This window comes from Nonomuraea sp. NPDC050022 (assembly GCF_044460705.1).
In the GTDB taxonomy this organism is placed as follows: domain Bacteria; phylum Actinomycetota; class Actinomycetes; order Streptosporangiales; family Streptosporangiaceae; genus Nonomuraea.
Window position 1 is genome coordinate 270,574 of record NZ_JBITKE010000002.1, and the last position, 17,023, is coordinate 287,596.

A 17,023-nucleotide genomic window follows, 5' to 3' on the forward strand; every position below is an offset into this window, starting at 1 on the left:
CGGTCAGAGGCGGTCGGCGGCGAGCTTGGCGGCCAGGCGTTCGAGGAGCGCGGCGGCGTCGGCCATGCAGCGGGCCGGGTCGGGCTCCAGGTCGGTGAGGGCGTAGGCGGCCTCGATGCCGGCCGCCCGGAGCTCGGCGTCGGACAGGGTACGGCGACCGCACACGGCGACCACCGGCACGCCCGCCCGGGCGGCCGCCTGGGCGACGCCGACAGGGGCCTTGCCGCGCAGCGACTGCTCATCCAGCGAGCCCTCGCCGGTGATCACCAGACGGGCTCCCTTGACGTGCTCACCGAACCCGAGCAGGTCGAGCAGGTAGTCGATGCCCGGCTGAACCTCGGCGTGCAGGAACGCCAGCGCCGCGAACCCCACGCCACCCGCGGCCCCCGCGCCCGGAGCCCCGGCGACGCCCATCGGGCGGGGCATGTCGTCGTGCTCGACGGCGCCCGCGAGACCGTGTGTACGAGTGGCGACGGCGGCGAGGCGGCCGAGCGCCCGGTCCAGGACCGGCACGTCCTCCAGGGTCGCGCCCTTCTGCGGACCGTAGACCGCCGCGGCGCCGTGCGGACCGAGGAGCGGGTTGTCGACGTCGCTGGCCACCACTACCTCAATGCCCGACATATCCGTGAAACCGGAGATGTCGATGCGGTCGAGCCTGCCCAGGGCGGCTCCGCCGTACTCGAGCTCGTCGCCCTGAGCGTCGAGGAAGCGGGCGCCGAGCGCCTGCGCCATGCCCGCGCCCCCGTCGGTGCAGGCGCTGCCGCCCAGGCCCAGCACGACGCGCTTGGCGCCCTGGCGGATCGCGTCGGCGATGAGCTCGCCGGTGCCGTAGCTCGTGGCGGTGAGCGGCTCGAGCCCGCCGGGAAGGCGGCGCAGGCCGGACGCCTCGGCGAGCTCGACGACGGCGGTGTCTCCGCGCCGCGCGTACGAAGCCTGGACGGGCTCGCCCGTGGGCCCGGTGACCTGGCGGGAGACGCGCGTGAAGCCACAGGCCACGACCGCGTCCACGGTGCCGTCTCCCCCGTCGGCCACCGGCAGCTCTATCGCCGGAACGCCCAGCCCCGCCGACACATGGGCCGCCACCTCGGCGGCGGTCAGCGACCCCTTGAACTTGTCGGGGGCAACGAGCACATGCTCAACCACTACGAACTCCCACACGGTGACGAACGGCGAACGGCCCCGCCTCCGGGGAGACGCGACGATTCATCATCACATCCCGGCGGATGACGCCTCGAACTGGCGTCCGGTGCGTGATTCTCGACAGACGGGCATGGTCACCGGTGGATCTCCTTGGCGGCGGTGATGCCATGCTTCTCGGCCAGCCTGATCAGGCGGCGGTGGGCCTCAACCCCCGCGCGGCCGACGGCGTCATGGGCGACTGTCCTGAGCTCGTCGTCCTCGACGACCGTCTCGCCGCCGACCAGCAGCCGGGCCAGCGGCGGCTGGCGGGTGGCGAAGACCAGGCGGCAGACCGGGTCGGTCACCGCCGAGGCGAACGGCCCGTCCACCCGCCACAGCGCGATGTCCGCGAGCTTGCCCGCCTCCAGCGTGCCCAGTTCGCCCTCACGGCCGAGGTTGCGGGCTCCGCCGAGCGTGGCGAGTTCGAGGGCCTGCCGGGCGGTCAGTGCGCCCGAACCGTACACGGCTCGCTGGAACAGCAGTGCCTGCCGCATCTCGCCGGACAGCGTGGTCAGCTCCGAGGAGGCGCTGCCGTCCACGCCGAGGCCGACGTTCGCGCCGCGGCGGAGCATCTCCGAGACCCTGGCGATCCCGGCGCCGAGCCGGCCGTTCGAGGAGGGGCAGTGCGCGGAGCCGGTGCCGGTGGCGGCGAGCTTGCCGATGTCGGAGTCGCTGAGGTGCACCGCGTGCGCGAACCAGACGTCGGGGCCGAGCCAGCCGAGCTTGTCCATGTACTCGACGGGCCGCATGCCGAACTGCGCGCGGCAGTGCTCCTCCTCGTCCAGCGTCTCGGCCAGGTGGGTGTGCAGGCGGACTCCCCGGTCGCGGGCGAGGGCGGCGGCCTCGGTCATCAGCTCACCGCTCACCGAGAACGGCGAGCAGGGCGCCACCGCGATCCGCAGCTTCGAGGAGAACGACGGGTCGTGGTAGACGTCGACGGCCTCGGCGGTGGCGGCGAGGATCTCGTCGAGCCGCTCGACGACGACGTCCGGGGGCAGGCCGCCCTGCGACTCGCCCCTGTCCATGGAGCCGCGTGCCGGGTGGAAGCGGATGCCCAGCTCGCGCGCCGCCTCGATCTCGGCGGCGAGCAGGTCGCCGCGGCCCTTGGGGAAGACGTAGTGGTGGTCGCTGGAGGTGGTGCAGCCGGACAGGGCCAGGTGGCCGAGCCCCGCCCCGGCCGCGCCCCTGACGACCTCGGCGTCCATGGCGGCCCACACGGGGTAGAGGGTCACCAGCCACTCGAACAGGGTCGCGTCCTGGGCCAGGCCCTGCGAGGCCCACTGGTAGAGGTGGTGGTGGGTGTTGACCAGGCCGGGCGTGGCCAGGCAGCCGGTGCCGTCGATCCGGGTGGCCGGCGGGGTGGCGGGCGCATCGGCCATGGGGCCGAGGCCGGTGATCAGATCACCCTCGATACGGATATATCCGGACTCGACCTCCGGCCCGGCAACAGGCGCGATGTAGACGTTGTCGATCTGCACAGAGCCGGGCTGCGTCGGAGAGGTCACCTGGTCACCGCCTTTCGCTCCGCCGCCAGCCGTACCGCGTCCAGGATCTTCTCGTAGCCGGTGCAGCGGCACAGGTTCCCCGCGAGGGCCTCGCGGATCTCCGCGTCTGACGGCCGGTCGACGCGCTCGAGCAGGTCGTGCGTCTGCACGATCAGACCGGGCGTGCAGAAGCCGCACTGTACGGCGCCGCTCTCGACGAACGCCTCCTGCACGGGGTCGAGCCGGTCGCCGTCGGCCAGGCCCTCGACGGTACGCACCTGGCGGCCCTCGGCCTGCCCGGCGGCGACCAGGCAGGCGCAGACCGGCGTACCGTCGAGGTAGACCGTGCACGATCCGCATTCGCCCTGCTCGCAGGCGTTCTTGGAGCCGGGCAGGCCGACCCGTTCGCGCAGCACGTACAGGAGGCTCTCGCCCTCCCACACGTCGTCGGCGCACTCCTCGCGGCCGTTGACGGTGAAGGTGACGCGCATCAGGCGGCCCTCCTTCCTCGGTAGTCGTTCCAGGCCCAGGTCAGCGTGCGGCGGGCCATCACGCCGATGGCGTGCCTGCGGTAGTCGGCGGTGCCGCGCACGTCGTCGATCGGCGAGGCGGCCTGAGCGCACAGCTCGCCGAACCGCTTCAGCACGGCGGGGTCGAGCCGGGCGTTCCAGTCGAGCTCGCGGCGCAGGAACTCCTCGGCCTCCAGCGCCCTGCGCGGCGTGGGCGCGGCCGATCCGAGGCCGGTGCCGACCCGCCTCTCCCCGGGATGCAGCGCGACCGCGAACGAGCACACCGCGATGACCATGGCGTTGCGGGTGCCGACCTTGGAGAAGTATTGGGGGCCGGTGGCGGGTTCGAGGTGGACGGCCCTGATCAGCTCATCCGGCCGCAGCGCGGACCGCTTGACGCCACGGTAGAACTCGTGCGCGGGGATCATCCTGACGCCGCCGTCGCGCGACTCCACCTCGATCACCGCCCCGGCGGCCAGCAGCGGCGGGTGGCTGTCCCCGGCGGGCGAGGCCGCGCCGAGGTTCCCGCCGACCGAGCCGCGGTTGCGGATCTGCGGCGAGCCGACCGTCCGCGACGCCTGCGCCAGTCCCGGCAGCGGGCCGCCGAGCTCCTCGATGATCGTGGTGTACGGCACGGCGGCCCCCACCCGGTAGCGGCCGTCCTCCAGGGACCAGGTACGCAACTCGGGCACGCGGGTCAGGTCCAGCAGCGCCTCCGGCCGTCGCGCGTCGAAGTTGATCTCGACCATCACGTCGGTGCCACCCTGGATGGGCACGGCCCCGGGCCGGTCCGCCTTGGCGGCCAGCGCCTCGTCCCATGTCGTGGGGCGCAGGAATTCCATCGTTCTACTCCCAGGCGAATGCGGCGTCAGGGGCGTCCTCGCGCAGTACGCCGCCCTCGATCAGGCCATAGGGGCGGTCGGCCGCGAAGTAGACCTCGTTGTCGTTGTCCAGGCCGAACGGCGAGAGATCCACCAGGAAGTGGTGCTTGTTCGGCATCGCGAACCTGATCTCGCAGACCTCGCCTCGGGTGTCCAGTACCCGTTTTCCCATCGCGTACAGCGTCTGCTGCAGCGACAGGCTGTGCGTGTCGGCGAACGTCTCAAGCAGGCAGCGCCGGACCTCCTCGTACGACTTGCCGTACGCGGACCCTTCTGAAGCGTGGCGCCACCGGGCGGCGACGGCGGTGGCGAGGACGCGGTCGGTGGTCGGCGGCAGCGTGGTGTACTCGTCCTGGATGTAGCCGTGGAACTCCGAGCCCGTCGAGTTGAGCACGACCAGGTCCTTCAGGCCGGAGACCACGGTGGTGCGGCCGTCCCGGTCATGGTGGACGACACAGGTGCGCACCTCGCCGCCCTTGCGCGCGAACGAGTGCGGCCGGTCGCCGCCGATCCGCTCCCAGGCGTACTCCTCGATCTCCACCCTGGCGTGGTCGATCGACGGCTGCGACGCGACGTAGTGCCTGGCCAGCAGCAGCGCGAAGTCCTCGATCTGGTCGACGCCGTGCTTCTTGGCGAAGGCGTAGACGGTGTTCTTCTGCGAGTCGGTCGGCAGCACGGTGGCGTTGTCGCCGGTCAGGTGGACTGCCGTCATGTCGCCGGAGAGTGAGGAGCTGACGCTCAGGTCCTTGAGGTGGTGGACGTCGCCCTCCCGGACGACACGGACGAGCCTGGTCTCCGCCTTGCCGTAGCGGTTGGGCCCCAGGATGACGTCGGGCACGTTCTAGCTCCCTCGGTAGGTGGAGTAGGCGAACGGGCTGAGCAGCAGCGGCACGTGATAGTGCGCGGCCGGGTCCGTCACGGTGAAGGTGATGACGACCTCGGGGTAGAACGTGTCGGCCAGGTAGGCGCCGGTGTCGAAGACCACCCGGTGGACGCCGGCGCCGGGGTTCCAGCCCTTGATCCGGCCGTCGGCGTCGGTGCGGCCGTCGGCCACGACCTGGCCCTCGTACTCCAGCCGTACGGCCACTCCCGCCGCGGGGCGGCCGGTGACGGCGTTCAGGACGTGCGTGGAGAAGCTCATCAGGACCCCTCCAGCAGCTTGACCAGCCGCAGCCTGGTGATCTTGGCCAGCTCGTCGCGAACGGTGGCGCGTTCGGTCTCCTCGTCGTGGAGCAGGCGTTCGCGCAGCCTGGCCAGCATCTCCACGCCCGTCAGGCCGGTGGCGCAGATCAGGTAGACGTGGCCGAAACGGTCCTCGTAGGCCCGGTTGCCCTCGGCCAGCTCGGCGCGCGTGTCGTCCTCCACGCCCGACTGCTCCTGCCTGGACCAGGCGCTCTCGGCGCGCTCCCCGATCCTGGGGTGGGCGCTGAGCGCTTCGAGTACGTCGGGCCAGGCCAGGTCGCGTACGGCCGCGTCCGCGGCGGCGGCGAGGCGGTCCGGGTCACTGTAGGGGCGCCGGGTCGCGACGGACCTGGCGAAGGCGCGGGAGGCGCAGCAGGCGAGCAGCTCCGCCTCGATGTCCTCCCGGGCGTTGAACCCGGCCAGACCGGTGAGCGTGTTGGGCATAGCAGCAGTACACACACCCGCCTGGTGCCCGGTCCATCCGCAAGAACTCTCAAGTGGCCCAGCGGTTGGCTAGGACTTTTCGTGTCATGCTCCAAGCTCGCCGCATATCCCGTCCGGCCGGCCCGCTCCGCCGCCCGCCTAAACTGTTAGGCATCATGACCCCAACCTCTCTCATCGGCGGGCACGTCTCCGTCGCGGGCGGCCTGGCGACGGGCGGTCTCGCGTACATGGCCGAGATCGGCGCCGAGATGATCCAGGTGTTCGTCACCAACCCGCGCGCCTGGGCGCTCACGCCGGGCAAGCCCGAAGAGGACGCCGCGCTGGCCGCCTCGGGTGTCGATACCTTCGTGCATGTGCCCTACCTGGCCAACTTCGGCTCCCCCAACCCCGAGACGGTGGCCGGCACCATCGCGCTCGTCCGCTACACGCTGCGCCGCGGCGCCGAGGTCGGCGCCAAGGGAGTCGTGGTGCACACGGGCTCGGCGGTGACGCAGCCGCGCGACGACGCGATGCGCCAGCTGCGCGAGCACCTGTTGCCGCTGCTCGACGAGATCCCCGAGGGCGGCCCCGACCTGCTGCTGGAGCCGATGGCGGGCCAGGGGGCGATGCTCTGCGCCACGGTGCAGGATCTGGAGCCCTACCTGGCGGCGCTCGACTGGCACCCGCGGGCCGGCATCTGCCTCGACACCTGCCACGCGTTCTCGGCCGGGCACGACCTGGTCGCGGCGAGCGGGGTCAAGGAGACGTTCGACGCGCTGCACGCGATCGCGCCGGGGCGGCTGAAGCTGATCCACGCCAACGACTCCAAGGACGTGTGCGGCTCGAAGAAGGACCGCCACGAGAACATCGGCGCGGGGCACATCGGCGCCCAGCCGTTCGCCGACCTGATGCGGCACCCAGCCGTGGCGGGCGTACCGATCTGCATCGAGACGCCGGGGAAGGCCGACAAGCACCGCGAGGACATCGCCACCCTCAAGAAGCTCCGCGACGAGCCGTAGCTCTGCGCCAGGCCCAGCTGAGCGTTGGTGCACGTGAGTCGGCCCTGTTGGGCCTTGGCGCACGTGTCGGGACGCCCGCTCTCGCGATCCGGCCACCCCCGTAAGCCGGATCGCGGTCCTTTCCGCGGCCACAGCGGGCGTCCCACACGTGCTCGGCAGGCGGGCCCTGCCCCCCGGTAGAGGGCCCGACAGCCGTGGTGACCTGCGCGGTCACCGGAGGATCCGACGCATCAGACTAATCAGCGAGCCTTTCGGCTCGTCCCCCCCGATGCGCCGGGTGGCTTCCGATGCGCAAACACTACGGTCGCGATCTTGCGGGCGAACCCCCGTTTACGGACAGCTCGTCGAACGGTCTGTAGTCATCGCCATACGGAGCGTGCTGGTACGACGAACGGCGGTTCCGGCACGACGAACGGTCACTTCCGCGGCCCCGCGATCCCGGACACGACGGCCGTCCGGACGCCACAGAGCCACCCGACCCGGTGTGACCAGGGAACTCGCCACCATCACGGAGAAATCGCCCGGCGCGGCGAACCGCGCGGGCGGCCGTTCACACTCCCCGCGTTCACGCCCACCCCACCCGGGAAACGGGCGGCACAACGGGTCGGTGACGGGCTAGGAAATGGCGCCGCGATGCTGGCGTACCAGCTGCTCGCGCACCTGGCGGCTGTGCCGCCTGCTCACCTGGAGCGTCTGGGTGCCGACGGTCAGCATCACCCTGCCGCCCTCGAACCTGAGCTCGCTCACGTGCCTGGCGGAGACGAGGGTGCTGCGGTGCACCCGGATGAACCCCGCGTCGGCCCAGCGCCGCTCCAGCGCCGCCAGGGACATGCGGACGAGGTAGCTGCCGTCGACCGTGTGCAGGCGTACGTAGTCGCCCTTCGCCTCGGCGTACCAGACCGCCTGCTGCGGGACGAACCTGGTGATCCCGCTCAGCTCAACCGGGATCACGTCGTCGAGGGCCGGCTCGGCGGGCGGCGCCACGGCCACCTCCAGCCTGCGCACCGCCTCGGCCAGCCGCTCGGCCCGGACCGGTTTCAGCAGGTAGTCGACGGCCTCCAGCTCGAACGCCCGCACCGCGCAATCCTCGTGCGCCGTGACGAACACCAGCCTGGGCGGGCTGGGGAATCCGCCGACGAGCTTGGCCAGGTCGAGCCCGTCGATGCCGGGCATCCGGATGTCGAGGAACACCCCGTCGAGCCGCTCGCCGGTCCCGATCATCTGGACCATCTCCTGCAGGGCCGCGACGCCGTCGCTCGCGGTCGTGACCCGTTCCACTCTGGCGTCCTTGCGCAGCAAGTAGGCCAGTTCTTCCAAAGCGGGCACCTCATCGTCGACGGCCAGCACACGCAGCATGACCACCACGCTGCCTTAATAACGCTGAGGTCACAACCCACTTGCGCACGCAGCGCGAATAATTGACTACAGAGAGCTGAGGCGCGACTTGGGCACGCGGAGCCGCACGGTGGTGCCCGAGCCCAGCGCCGTCTCCACCACCAGCCCGTAGCCGTCGCCGTAGATCTGGCGCATCCGCACGTCCACGTTGGCCAGGCCGATGCCGTTGCCCTCGCGCCTCGGGTCGTCGTCGAGCACCCGCCTGACGTGCTCCGGATCCATGCCGGTGCCGTCGTCCTCGACGGTGATGTGCGCCTCCGGCCCGGCGTCGCGGGCCACCACGCGGACCTGCCCGACACCGCCGCGGCTGCCCATGCCGTGCTTGATCGCGTTCTCCACCAGCGGTTGCAGGCACAGGAACGGCACCGGCACCGGCAGCACCTCCGGCGCCACCTGCACGCTGAAGCGCAGCCGGTCGCCGAAACGCGCCCGCTCCAGCAGCAGGTAGCGGTCGACGCAGGTCAGCTCGTCGGCCAGGGTGGTGAAGTCATGCGCCCGGCGCAGCGCGTAACGGGCGAAGTCGGCGAAGTCCAGCAGCAGCTCCCGGGCCCGCGCCGGATCGGTGCGGACGAACGAGGCGATCGTGGTCAGCGCGTTGTAGATGAAGTGCGGCGAGATCTGCGCCCGCAGGGCGCGCATCTCCGCCTCCAGCGCGCGCCGCCGCGAGGTGTCGAGCTCGGCCAGCTCCAGCTGGCCCGACACCCACCGGCCGACCTCGGTGACAGTGCGCACCAGCGCCGCGCTCACCTCCTGGTCGAAGGCCGCCAGCGTGCCGACGAGCTTGCCGTCGACGAGCAGCGGCACCACGACCGCGCCGTACGGCTCCCCGGCGAACACCTGCGGCCGCCCGGACGCCAGCGCGGTGCGCGCGTAGGTGAGCACCTCGTCGGTGCACGGGCCGTCCCAGGCCAGCGCCGCCTCGGTCGAAGTGATCGCGACGGCGTAGGTGCCGAGCAGGGCGTGCAGATGGCGTACCGCCTTGCGAGCCGAGTCGCGGTTCAGCCCGGCGCGCAGCGAGGGTGCCGCCAGGGCCGCGATGTGCAGCGCCGTGTAGGTCGCCTCGTCCCTCCAGTCACCCGCGGGAGGCCCGGACGGCTCGCGCGGCTCCCGGCGTCCCCGCGGCACCAGGGCGACGACGTAGCCGAGGACGAAGGTCAGGCAGGACAGCACCACGCACGCGGTGGTCGACATGCGGGCAACCGTAGCCAACAACGGACCGTGTTCGGGCGGAAACCCTACGGAGGGCCCTCCCCGGGTTCTTCCTGGTAGGAGTAGCGTTGCTCGCGCCAGGGATCGGCCACGTTGTGGTAGCCGCGTTCCTCCCAGAAGCCTCGGCGATCTTCGAGGAGATACTCGATGGCCCGCACCCATTTGACGCTTTTCCAGGCGTACAGATGGGGCACGACGGCGCGTACGGGGAAGCCCCGGTCGGCGCTGATCGGCTTGTCGTCCAGCTCCATGGCGAACAGCGTGTCCGAGGCGATGAAGTCGGACATCCGGAGATTGGCGCTGTAGCCGTACTCGGCCCAGATCATCACGTGCCGCACGCCCGGGTCGGGCGGGGCCGCCGCGACGATCGTCGCCGGGCTGACGCCCCGCCACTCGTTGCCCATGATCGAGAACTTGGTGACGCAGTGGAAATCCGCGATGACGCCGGTGCGGGGCAGGCTCTCGAACTCCGGCCAGGTGAAGCGGTGTTCCTCGCCCGAGGCGGTGGCTCCGAAGACACGGAAGTCCCAGCTCTCGGGCCGGAACTGCGGCACCCTGCCGTAGTGGATCACCGGCCGGCCGCGCGGGACGTACTGGCCCGGAGGCAGCCGCGATTCCTCCACGTACACTCCCCTCGCCGGTTTCCGTGGTCTTGGGCCATCCTGCCATCGGCCTGTGTCTGCCTTGCGCGCGGGTGCGGTGCGCTACGATGGCGACTATGCGTAAAGCGTTCGTGTTTTGGTATGGCGACGGACCCGTGTCCGTTCGCCACCTGACGCTGCGCTAGCAGACAGGCGAACGAAAGGCCCCGGGTCCACATGGACCCGGGGCCTTTCGGCGTTTCCAGGGCTTTTTCCGCGCTTGATCAAAGGAGCAGCAGATGGTGATCGTGATGGGCCAGGAGGCAACCGGGGATGACATCGCGTCGATCGTCGCGGTCGTCCAGGCGGCCGGGGTAGAGGCGTTCGTGAGCAGGGGTGTACGGCGCACGATCGTCGGGCTGGTGGGCGATGTGACCCAGCTCGACGAGGCGAGCCTGCGGGGCATGCCGGGGGTGCGCGAGGTGATGCGGGTGAGCACCCCGTACAAGCTGGTGAGCAGGGAGAACCATCCCGAACGCTCCACGGTCCACGTGGGCGGCGTGCCGATCGGCCCCGGCACCGTGACGCTGATCGCGGGGCCGTGCGCGGTGGAGACGCCCCAGCAGACGCTGGAGGCGGCCAGGATGGCCATGGCGGCGGGCGCGACCCTGCTGCGCGGCGGCGCCTTCAAGCCCCGCACCTCGCCGTACGCCTTCCAGGGGCTGGGCGAGCAGGGCCTGCGCATCCTCGCTGACGTGCGCGAGGAGACGGGGTTGCCGATCGTCACCGAGGTGGTCGACGCGCAGGACGTCGCCCTGGTCGCCTCGTACGCGGACATGCTGCAGGTCGGCACCCGCAACGCGCAGAACTTCGCGCTGCTGCAGGCGGTCGGCGCCGCGGGCCGGCCGGTCATGCTCAAGCGCGGCATGAGCTCGACGATCGAGGAGTGGCTGATGGCCGCCGAGTACATCGCGCGGCGCGGCAACCTCGACATCGTGCTGTGTGAGCGCGGTATCCGGACGTTCGAGACCGCCACGCGCAACACCCTCGACGTCTCGGCGGTGCCGGTGGCGCAGCGGCTGTCGCACCTGCCGGTGATCGTCGACCCGTCGCACTCGGGCGGCCAGCGTGGCCTGGTGCTGCCGCTGACGCGGGCGGCGATCGCCGTGGGCGCCGACGGCGTCATCATCGACGTGCACCCGCATCCCGAGCAGGCGATCGTCGACGGTCCGCAGGCGCTGGTCGACACCGATCTGGGCGAGCTGGCCCAGGTCATGCGGGACTTCCCGCCGCTGCTCGGCAAGAGCGCCGCCGCCGCGCTGACGGTCTGATCCGCCTGGGATGAGTACGGCCGGCACCACGCGCCCGGTCGGCCGTACTCATGAGTAACTTGAGTACGTAACCCCATGTGCCGACATGTCGCCCAGTCTGATGATGGTCGACATGACGAAGCCCATCCAACCCACCCAGACCACCGCCTACTACGTCCAGGCCATCCTGTCGTTCGGGGTCTCCGTGTCGTCCGTGGTGCTCGCCCTGGTCTACCTCCCGGCCTCCGGGTGGATCAGGGCCTTCCTCGCCCTGGGCGTCCTGTACGTCATCACCTCGACCATCACCCTCAGCAAGGTCGTACGCGACCGTCAGGAGCTGTCGGGGGTCAGCACCCGCGTCGACCAGGCCCGCCTGGACAAGCTGCTCGCCGAGCACGACCCGTTCAGGGTGGACGCGTCCTGACCGTGCTTATTTGCCGCACTCCGTGAGGCGGCTCGGTCGCCAAACGCCGCCGCCTTCCCCCGTCGCTCTGGTCGCTACGCTCCCGGCGCTCCTCCTCCAGACGACGGCACTCCCTCGCGGGCTCCTCCTCCAGACGACGGCACTCCCTCGCCGGCTCAGAGCTTGTATTCCTGGATCGAGTCGGCGAGCTGGACGGCCAGCTCTTCGGCGTCCAGCCGCTTCTCGATCTGCTTGAGGTCCTCGATCTTCGCGCGCGTCTCGGCCCGCTTGGGGGCCAGCAGCGTGCAGCAGTCCTCGTCGGGCAGCTCGGAGATCTCCAGCGTGCCGATGCGCCGGGCCTCGGCCATGATCTCCGTCTTGTCCCAGCCCACCAGCGGGCGCAGGATCGGCAGCTCGACCGCGTGGTCCTGGGCCGTGATGTTGGTCAGCGTCTGGGAGGAGACCTGGCCCAGGGCATCACCGGTGATCAGGGCGGCGGCGCGGATGCGGTGCGCGACCTCCTCGGCCGTCTTGAGCATGAGCCGGCGCTGGGCGATCACCGCGAGCCGGTCCTGGCCGGACGTGCGGATCGACTGCTGGGCCTTGCCGAACGGCACCACCCACAGCCGCGACCGGCCCTGGAACCGGTCGAGCTTCCTGACCAGCGCGTACGCCTTGTAGATCGACTCGGACGTGGTGAACGGGATGCCCGAGAAGTGCAGGAAGTCGACGTGCAGGCCGCGGCGCATCATCCGGTAGGCGGCCACCGGCGAGTCGATGCCGCCCGACATGAGCACCAGCGCCCGGCCGCTGCTGCCGACCGGCAGGCCGCCCTGGCCGGGGATGCCGCCGGTGAAGACGAACACCTCGTCCTTGTCGACCTCGATGGAGATCGTCAGCTCCGGGTTCTTCAGGTTGACGGGCAGGCCGTACTCGTCGTTGATGGCGCCGCCGACCAGCCGGTCGAGCTCGTTGGAGCGCAGCGGGAAGCGCTTGTCGCGGCGGCGCGAGCGCACCGCGAACGTCGCTCCGCGCTTGACCTCCTCGCGCTCGGACACCAGCTCCAGGCTCGCCTTGAGCACGGCGTCGGGGTCCTTGGCGACCCGCCAGGCCGAGTGGATCCAGACCAGGCCGGGCACGTCGGCGACGCGCTTGGCCACGGTCTCCGACTGTTCGGCCGTGGCACCGTCGGGCAGGAAGATCGCGATGACGCCGTGCCGCTTGCGCACGTCGAGCTTGAGGCCGAGCTCCTTGACGGCTTCGCGGATGTTGTCGACCAGGCGGCGTTCGAAAATGTCGCGGTTCTTACCTTTGAGGACGATCTCGCCCAGCTTGAGCAGAACGCACGGCTCGCCCAGGGCGGACATCGACATGGCAGAACCTCCGGGAGTGATGGGGACGCGCCGAGGCCAATGCCTCGACCCACCGAGTTTAGTCCGCGTCGAGCCCCTGCTCGATCGCATATCGCACCAGTTCTACCCGGTTGTGGAGCTGGAGCTTCTGGAGCGTGTTCTGGACGTGGTTCTGGACGGTCCGGTGCGAGAGCACGAGCCGGTCGGCGATCTGCCGGTAGGACAGGCCCTTGGCGACCAGCCGCAGCACCTCGGTCTCTCGCTCGGTCAGCCGAGGTCCCTCGGCCGGCGCGGACTGGGCGGCGAGCCGCCGGTACTCCCCCAGTACGAGCCCGGCCAGGCCGGGCGTGAACACCGCGTCGCCGTCCGCGGTCCGCCGTACGGCGTCGAGGAACTCCTCCCGGCTCGCCGACTTCACCAGATATCCGGAAGCGCCCGCCTTGACCGCGTCCAGCACGTCGTCCTGCTCGGCACTGGCCGACAACACCAGCACCCTCGGCGGCACCGCCATCCCGGCCAGCCCTTCGGCCACCTCGGCCCCCGACATGTCGGGCAGCCGCAGATCGAGCACCACCACCTCGGGCAGCACCGCCCCGGCCACGCGTAGCGCCTGACGCCCCTCACCCACGGCGGCGACCACCTCGTAGCCCGCCTCGGCCAGATCCCTGGCAACCCCGTCGCGCCACATCGGATGGTCATCCACCACCATCACCCGCACCATGGCCGCCACTCTAGGGTCGCGACGACGACCCGTCTCCTTCCGCTCCCCGACGTCCCTCCCTGAGGACCCACCGTCCTCTCCCGCTCCCCCGGGGGGGTATCCCCCCCAAAAGGATCCCAGCCACCACGAACCGTCACAGGGGCCCGAGGCAGTCGCGTGACGAACCACCCAGGGTCCTAGGCGGGGACCGTCAGCTCGATCTCTGTGCCCTCCCCCGGAACGCTGGTGATCGAGACCTTCCCGCCAAGCCCCTCGATGCGCCCGCGGATGGACTGGGAGACACCCAGGCGACCGGCCGCCGCGGCCTCCTCTAAACGGCCGACCGGAATCCCCGGTCCCTCGTCGCGGACGCTGACCGTAACCGTGCCGTCCCCCGACTCGGCGAACACCCACGCCCGCGCCGTGGCCCCACAGTGCGCCCGGACGTTGTCCAGGGCCGCCCCGACGGCCGCCGCCGTCTGCTCCGCCACCGGCCCCCGCAACGCCAGTGCCGTCGCCGGGGTCGAGACCGTCACGTACGCCGAGCCGTACCGCATGAGCAGCGCCCGCAGATCCGCCACCCCAGCGGGCCGGGAGGCGGGCCGGATGAACAGCGAGCGCAGGGCCGATTCCTGCTCCCCGGCGAGCCGGCCCAGCTCCGCCGCCTCGCCGCCCAGCTCCTGGCCGCGGCGCCGGACCAGCGCCAGGACCTGCAGGACCGAGTCGTGCACGTCCCGCGCCAGCCGATCGCGTTCGCGCTGCGCCGCCTCCATCTCGACGGCCCGTTGCATCCGCTCCTCCGCCCGCTTGGCCAGCCGCGCCACGTGCCCGACCACCACGCCCGTCATGAACAGCAGCACCGCGCCGTTGATCAGGACGGGCGCGTCGGGCCCGTGGATCCGCAGCCACAGGTCCGCCGCCGCCACGACGGCCGCGGCCACCGTGCCGAGCCGGCGGCCGCCGTGCACCGCCCAGGCCAGCACCGGGCCCGCGATCCAGGTGGCCGGGACCGGCATGGTGCCCTCACCGGGCTGCTGGAGGGCGCCCTGTACGTACGGCGAAGCCATCAGGCAGGCCACGGCCACCAGCAGGTCGAGCACGAGCAGCGGCCACCGGCGCAGCGCCTCGACGGAGTACGCGAAGATCGCCGCGGCCGTCCACAGCCCCATGACGCCGATCACCAGCCACCCCGTGAGCGGCTCCGCGTAGCCGCGGTGCTGCGCCATCAACACCGCCGCGTAGAGCAGCGAGGCGACCCGGAAGACCGCTATCGCGCGCCAGAACGGCCTCTCGATCCCCATGAGCCCTTCTCACGTTCCGACATTACAGGTTGACAGATAGTCGAGATATCTATGTGAATCGGACAGGCCAGCTGGCACAATCCGGTGACCCCTAATGCAAGGAAACTGACTTAATGTCCGCTGTTAACCATTTCACCCACGGCCCGCTCACGCCGCTCCTCGCGTACGTGATGTCGTGCATCGGGTCGATGCTCGGACTGCGGCTGACCGCCCAGGCGCACGCCTCGCGAGGCGCCTCGCGGATTCGGTGGCTCATCGGGGCGGCCATCTCCATCGGCGGCACCGGCATCTGGGTCATGCACTTCATCGGCATGATGGGCTTCGAGGTCGAGGGCACCCAGATCAAGTACGACGTGCCGTTGACCGTCGCCTCCGCCGTGGTGGCCATCGTGGTCGTCGGCACCGGCCTGTTCCTGGTCTCCTACGGCGGCGGCCGGCTGCTCGCCCTGCTCGGCGGCGGCCTGCTGACCGGCCTCGGTGTGGCCAGCATGCACTACCTCGGTATGTACGCGATGAACATGTCGGCGCACGTCTCCTATGACCGAAAAGTGGTGGCCGCCTCCGTCGCGATCGCCGTGATCGCCGCGACCGTGGCCCTGTGGTTCACGATGCGGGTCAAGCGCCCTGTCTGGATCGCCGGCGCGGCGCTGGTCATGGGCGTGGCCGTCTCGGGCATGCACTACACCGGCATGTACGCGATGCTCGTCACGGTCGACGCCGAGCCCAGCGTCGTGCCGGGCGCCGACGCCCTCGACTTCCTCGTGCCGCTCATGACCGTGATCAGCCTGATCACGCTGACCATGCTGCTCATGGTCATCCTGTCGCCGTCGGAGGAGGAACTGCACGAGGACGCCGAGCTGGTCGCCCGGCTGGAGCTGCGCCGGCGTGCCAGCCAGCAGCCGCAGCCCTACCCTGCGCCCATTCCCCTTCACCCGCGGCCCGTCCAACAGCAACCCGCCCAGCGGCAACCCGCCCAGCGGCAACCCGTCCAACAGCAACACAGCCGGCAGCCCGCCCAGCAACGGCCCGTTCAGCCGCAACCCACTCGGCCGCAACCCGTCTTCGGCGCCCCCGTCCCCGAGCCGCAACCGATCTTGGGTGCGCCTACATCCCCGCACCAGCAAGGGTTCCCGGAAAATTCGCCACGTTCCAAACCTCGCCGAAGGTAGTTGCAAAATCACCTGAGCCCTGCTCATACTCCCTTATTCACCTCTGAGGGACGTGTGTGCGTATGTCGCCGATTGACCACTTCTCCTATGGGCCCCTGACCCTCCTTGTCGCCTACGGCATGTCCAGCATCGGGTCCATGCTCGGCCTGCTGCTGACCTCGCGGGCCCGGCTGGTCAGCGCCAGGGAGGCCCGACATTGGCTGGCGGGCGCGGCGGTGGCCATCGGCGGCACCGGCATCTGGACGATGCACTTCATCGCCATGCTGGGCTTCTCGGTGCGGGGCACGGTGATCCGCTACGACATGCCGCTCACCGCGGCCTCGGCGCTGCTCGCGGTGGTGGTGGTCGGCGCCGGGCTGTTCGTGGTCTGGCGCGGCGGCGAGCGCGCCTCGTACCTGCTCGGCGGCGGCGTCCTGACGGGAATCGGCGTGGCCGGCATGCACTACCTGGGCATGTACGCGATGAACATGGCGGGGGACGTCACCTACGACCCGCTGTTCGTGGCGCTGTCGGTGGTCATCGCGATCGTCGCGGCCACCGTCGCGCTCTGGTTCACCCTGCGGGTCCGCGGCGCGCTCAAGATCGGCGGCGCGGCGCTGGTCATGGGCGTCGCGGTGACCGGCATGCACTACACGGGGATGTACGGGATGTCGGTGCACGCTCACAGCCCGGCGGGGCCGGTGACCGGCGCGAAGGCCATCGACTTCCTGCTGCCGCTGATCGTGGGGCTCAGCGTGATCACCATGGGGCTGCTGCTCACCGTCATGCTCTCGCCCTCGGAGAAGGAACTGCACCGGGAGGCGGAGTTCCGTGCCCGGCTGGAGGGACGCACCCCGCCGCAGCCACAGGGCGGTGCCCAGGTGGCAAAAAACGGGGGCGCGCCGGATGTGGATCTCTTCGGCACGCCCCGCTCTTGAGCTATGTCA

The 17,023-nt window shown here is 70.8% G+C and carries 18 protein-coding genes; 5 read left to right on the plus strand and 13 right to left on the minus strand.

From position 1 onward, the window contains the following. Nucleotides 1-3 precede the first annotated feature (3 nt). The 7 genes from ACIBO2_RS07720 to uraD all read right to left on the minus strand — a co-directional run bounded on the left by ACIBO2_RS07720 (nt 4) and on the right by uraD (nt 5,679). Nucleotides 4-1,143, minus strand: coding sequence for a glycerate kinase (locus ACIBO2_RS07720; RefSeq protein WP_358538453.1), 1,140 nt, complete (start codon nt 1,141-1,143; stop codon nt 4-6). A 131-nt stretch (nt 1,144-1,274) separates the two neighbouring features. Then, nucleotides 1,275-2,684 (minus strand): 8-oxoguanine deaminase, encoded by a 1,410-nt coding sequence (locus tag ACIBO2_RS07725; RefSeq protein ID WP_358538455.1) that lies wholly within the window; start codon nt 2,682-2,684, stop codon nt 1,275-1,277. Continuing rightward, a complete protein-coding gene (locus tag ACIBO2_RS07730) occupies nt 2,681-3,154 on the minus strand; it encodes a (2Fe-2S)-binding protein (protein ID WP_358538458.1) in 474 nt (157 codons plus the stop codon). Before ACIBO2_RS07730 ends, ACIBO2_RS07725 begins: the two co-directional genes overlap by 4 nt. Continuing rightward, complete coding sequence (locus tag ACIBO2_RS07735; RefSeq protein ID WP_397295905.1) at nt 3,154-4,014, minus strand: FAD binding domain-containing protein; 861 nt, start codon at nt 4,012-4,014, stop codon at nt 3,154-3,156. The genes ACIBO2_RS07730 and ACIBO2_RS07735 overlap by 1 nt, the downstream gene beginning before the upstream one ends. Nucleotides 4,015-4,018: 4 nt before the next feature. Beyond that, a complete protein-coding gene (gene pucL / locus ACIBO2_RS07740) occupies nt 4,019-4,891 on the minus strand; it encodes a factor-independent urate hydroxylase (RefSeq protein ID WP_358538464.1) in 873 nt (290 codons plus the stop codon). A gap of 3 nt (nt 4,892-4,894) precedes the next feature. Next, nucleotides 4,895-5,197 (minus strand): hydroxyisourate hydrolase, encoded by a 303-nt coding sequence (uraH, locus tag ACIBO2_RS07745; RefSeq protein ID WP_358538853.1) that lies wholly within the window; start codon nt 5,195-5,197, stop codon nt 4,895-4,897. Then, nucleotides 5,194-5,679 (minus strand): 2-oxo-4-hydroxy-4-carboxy-5-ureidoimidazoline decarboxylase, encoded by a 486-nt coding sequence (gene uraD, locus ACIBO2_RS07750; protein WP_397295907.1) that lies wholly within the window; start codon nt 5,677-5,679, stop codon nt 5,194-5,196. The genes uraH and uraD overlap by 4 nt, the downstream gene beginning before the upstream one ends. Nucleotides 5,680-5,834: 155 nt before the next feature. On the opposite strand from uraD, the gene ACIBO2_RS07755 reads away from it, so the two are divergent. Then, nucleotides 5,835-6,677 carry a deoxyribonuclease IV gene (locus ACIBO2_RS07755; protein WP_397295909.1) on the plus strand — a complete coding sequence of 281 codons (843 nt, stop codon included), beginning with the start codon at nt 5,835-5,837 and terminating at the stop codon, nt 6,675-6,677. 615 nt (nt 6,678-7,292) lie between these two features. Here ACIBO2_RS07755 and ACIBO2_RS07760 read toward each other — a convergent pair. From ACIBO2_RS07760 to ACIBO2_RS07770, 3 genes are all read right to left on the minus strand, one after another. Continuing rightward, nucleotides 7,293-8,033, minus strand: coding sequence for a LytTR family DNA-binding domain-containing protein (locus ACIBO2_RS07760; RefSeq protein WP_357946337.1), 741 nt, complete (start codon nt 8,031-8,033; stop codon nt 7,293-7,295). 66 nt (nt 8,034-8,099) lie between these two features. Then, complete coding sequence (locus tag ACIBO2_RS07765; RefSeq protein ID WP_358538472.1) at nt 8,100-9,263, minus strand: histidine kinase; 1,164 nt, start codon at nt 9,261-9,263, stop codon at nt 8,100-8,102. A 44-nt stretch (nt 9,264-9,307) separates the two neighbouring features. After that, nucleotides 9,308-9,904 carry a sulfite oxidase-like oxidoreductase gene (locus ACIBO2_RS07770; RefSeq protein ID WP_358538475.1) on the minus strand — a complete coding sequence of 199 codons (597 nt, stop codon included), beginning with the start codon at nt 9,902-9,904 and terminating at the stop codon, nt 9,308-9,310. A gap of 257 nt (nt 9,905-10,161) precedes the next feature. Here ACIBO2_RS07770 and aroF point away from each other — a divergent pair, with 257 nt between their 5' ends. Further along, on the plus strand, nt 10,162-11,193 hold the full coding sequence (gene aroF / locus ACIBO2_RS07775; protein WP_358538477.1) for a 3-deoxy-7-phosphoheptulonate synthase: 1,032 nt from the start codon (nt 10,162-10,164) through the stop codon (nt 11,191-11,193). 112 nt (nt 11,194-11,305) lie between these two features. Further along, nucleotides 11,306-11,596 (plus strand): YiaA/YiaB family inner membrane protein, encoded by a 291-nt coding sequence (locus ACIBO2_RS07780; RefSeq protein ID WP_357945114.1) that lies wholly within the window; start codon nt 11,306-11,308, stop codon nt 11,594-11,596. Between the two features lie 155 nt (nt 11,597-11,751). On the opposite strand, the gene thiI is transcribed toward ACIBO2_RS07780, so the two are convergent. The 3 genes from thiI to macS all read right to left on the minus strand — a co-directional run bounded on the left by thiI (nt 11,752) and on the right by macS (nt 14,928). Further along, nucleotides 11,752-12,948 carry a tRNA uracil 4-sulfurtransferase ThiI gene (gene thiI / locus ACIBO2_RS07785; RefSeq protein ID WP_358538480.1) on the minus strand — a complete coding sequence of 399 codons (1,197 nt, stop codon included), beginning with the start codon at nt 12,946-12,948 and terminating at the stop codon, nt 11,752-11,754. Between the two features lie 58 nt (nt 12,949-13,006). Further along, nucleotides 13,007-13,648 carry a response regulator transcription factor gene (locus tag ACIBO2_RS07790; protein ID WP_358538482.1) on the minus strand — a complete coding sequence of 214 codons (642 nt, stop codon included), beginning with the start codon at nt 13,646-13,648 and terminating at the stop codon, nt 13,007-13,009. Between the two features lie 176 nt (nt 13,649-13,824). After that, nucleotides 13,825-14,928: a MacS family sensor histidine kinase gene (macS, locus tag ACIBO2_RS07795; RefSeq protein ID WP_397295914.1), complete on the minus strand. Its 1,104-nt coding sequence runs from the start codon at nt 14,926-14,928 to the stop codon at nt 13,825-13,827. Nucleotides 14,929-15,041: 113 nt separating this feature from the next. Here macS and ACIBO2_RS07800 point away from each other — a divergent pair, with 113 nt between their 5' ends. Both ACIBO2_RS07800 and ACIBO2_RS07805 read left to right on the plus strand, forming a co-directional pair. Then, nucleotides 15,042-16,097: an MHYT domain-containing protein gene (locus ACIBO2_RS07800; protein WP_397295916.1), complete on the plus strand. Its 1,056-nt coding sequence runs from the start codon at nt 15,042-15,044 to the stop codon at nt 16,095-16,097. Between the two features lie 62 nt (nt 16,098-16,159). Continuing rightward, a complete protein-coding gene (locus ACIBO2_RS07805; protein WP_397295918.1) occupies nt 16,160-17,014 on the plus strand; it encodes an MHYT domain-containing protein in 855 nt (284 codons plus the stop codon). The last annotated feature ends 9 nt before the right edge of the window (nt 17,015-17,023 follow it).

What these genes read in the sequence shown, in the direction of transcription:
- ACIBO2_RS07730 (WP_358538458.1), bottom strand. Translation starts at nt 3,154, where the DNA reads ATGCGCGTCACCTTCACCGTCAACGGCCGCGAGGAGTGCGCCGACGAC.
- ACIBO2_RS07735 (WP_397295905.1), bottom strand. Translation starts at nt 4,014, where the DNA reads ATGGAATTCCTGCGCCCCACGACATGGGACGAGGCGCTGGCCGCCAAG.
- uraD (WP_397295907.1), bottom strand. Translation starts at nt 5,679, where the DNA reads ATGCCCAACACGCTCACCGGTCTGGCCGGGTTCAACGCCCGGGAGGAC.
- ACIBO2_RS07755 (WP_397295909.1), top strand. Translation starts at nt 5,835, where the DNA reads ATGACCCCAACCTCTCTCATCGGCGGGCACGTCTCCGTCGCGGGCGGC.
- ACIBO2_RS07760 (WP_357946337.1), bottom strand. Translation starts at nt 8,033, where the DNA reads ATGCTGCGTGTGCTGGCCGTCGACGATGAGGTGCCCGCTTTGGAAGAA.
- ACIBO2_RS07765 (WP_358538472.1), bottom strand. Translation starts at nt 9,263, where the DNA reads ATGTCGACCACCGCGTGCGTGGTGCTGTCCTGCCTGACCTTCGTCCTC.
- aroF (WP_358538477.1), top strand. Translation starts at nt 10,162, where the DNA reads ATGGTGATCGTGATGGGCCAGGAGGCAACCGGGGATGACATCGCGTCG.
- ACIBO2_RS07780 (WP_357945114.1), top strand. Translation starts at nt 11,306, where the DNA reads ATGACGAAGCCCATCCAACCCACCCAGACCACCGCCTACTACGTCCAG.
- thiI (WP_358538480.1), bottom strand. Translation starts at nt 12,948, where the DNA reads ATGTCGATGTCCGCCCTGGGCGAGCCGTGCGTTCTGCTCAAGCTGGGC.
- ACIBO2_RS07790 (WP_358538482.1), bottom strand. Translation starts at nt 13,648, where the DNA reads ATGGTGCGGGTGATGGTGGTGGATGACCATCCGATGTGGCGCGACGGG.
- macS (WP_397295914.1), bottom strand. Translation starts at nt 14,928, where the DNA reads ATGGGGATCGAGAGGCCGTTCTGGCGCGCGATAGCGGTCTTCCGGGTC.
- ACIBO2_RS07800 (WP_397295916.1), top strand. Translation starts at nt 15,042, where the DNA reads ATGTCCGCTGTTAACCATTTCACCCACGGCCCGCTCACGCCGCTCCTC.
- ACIBO2_RS07805 (WP_397295918.1), top strand. Translation starts at nt 16,160, where the DNA reads ATGTCGCCGATTGACCACTTCTCCTATGGGCCCCTGACCCTCCTTGTC.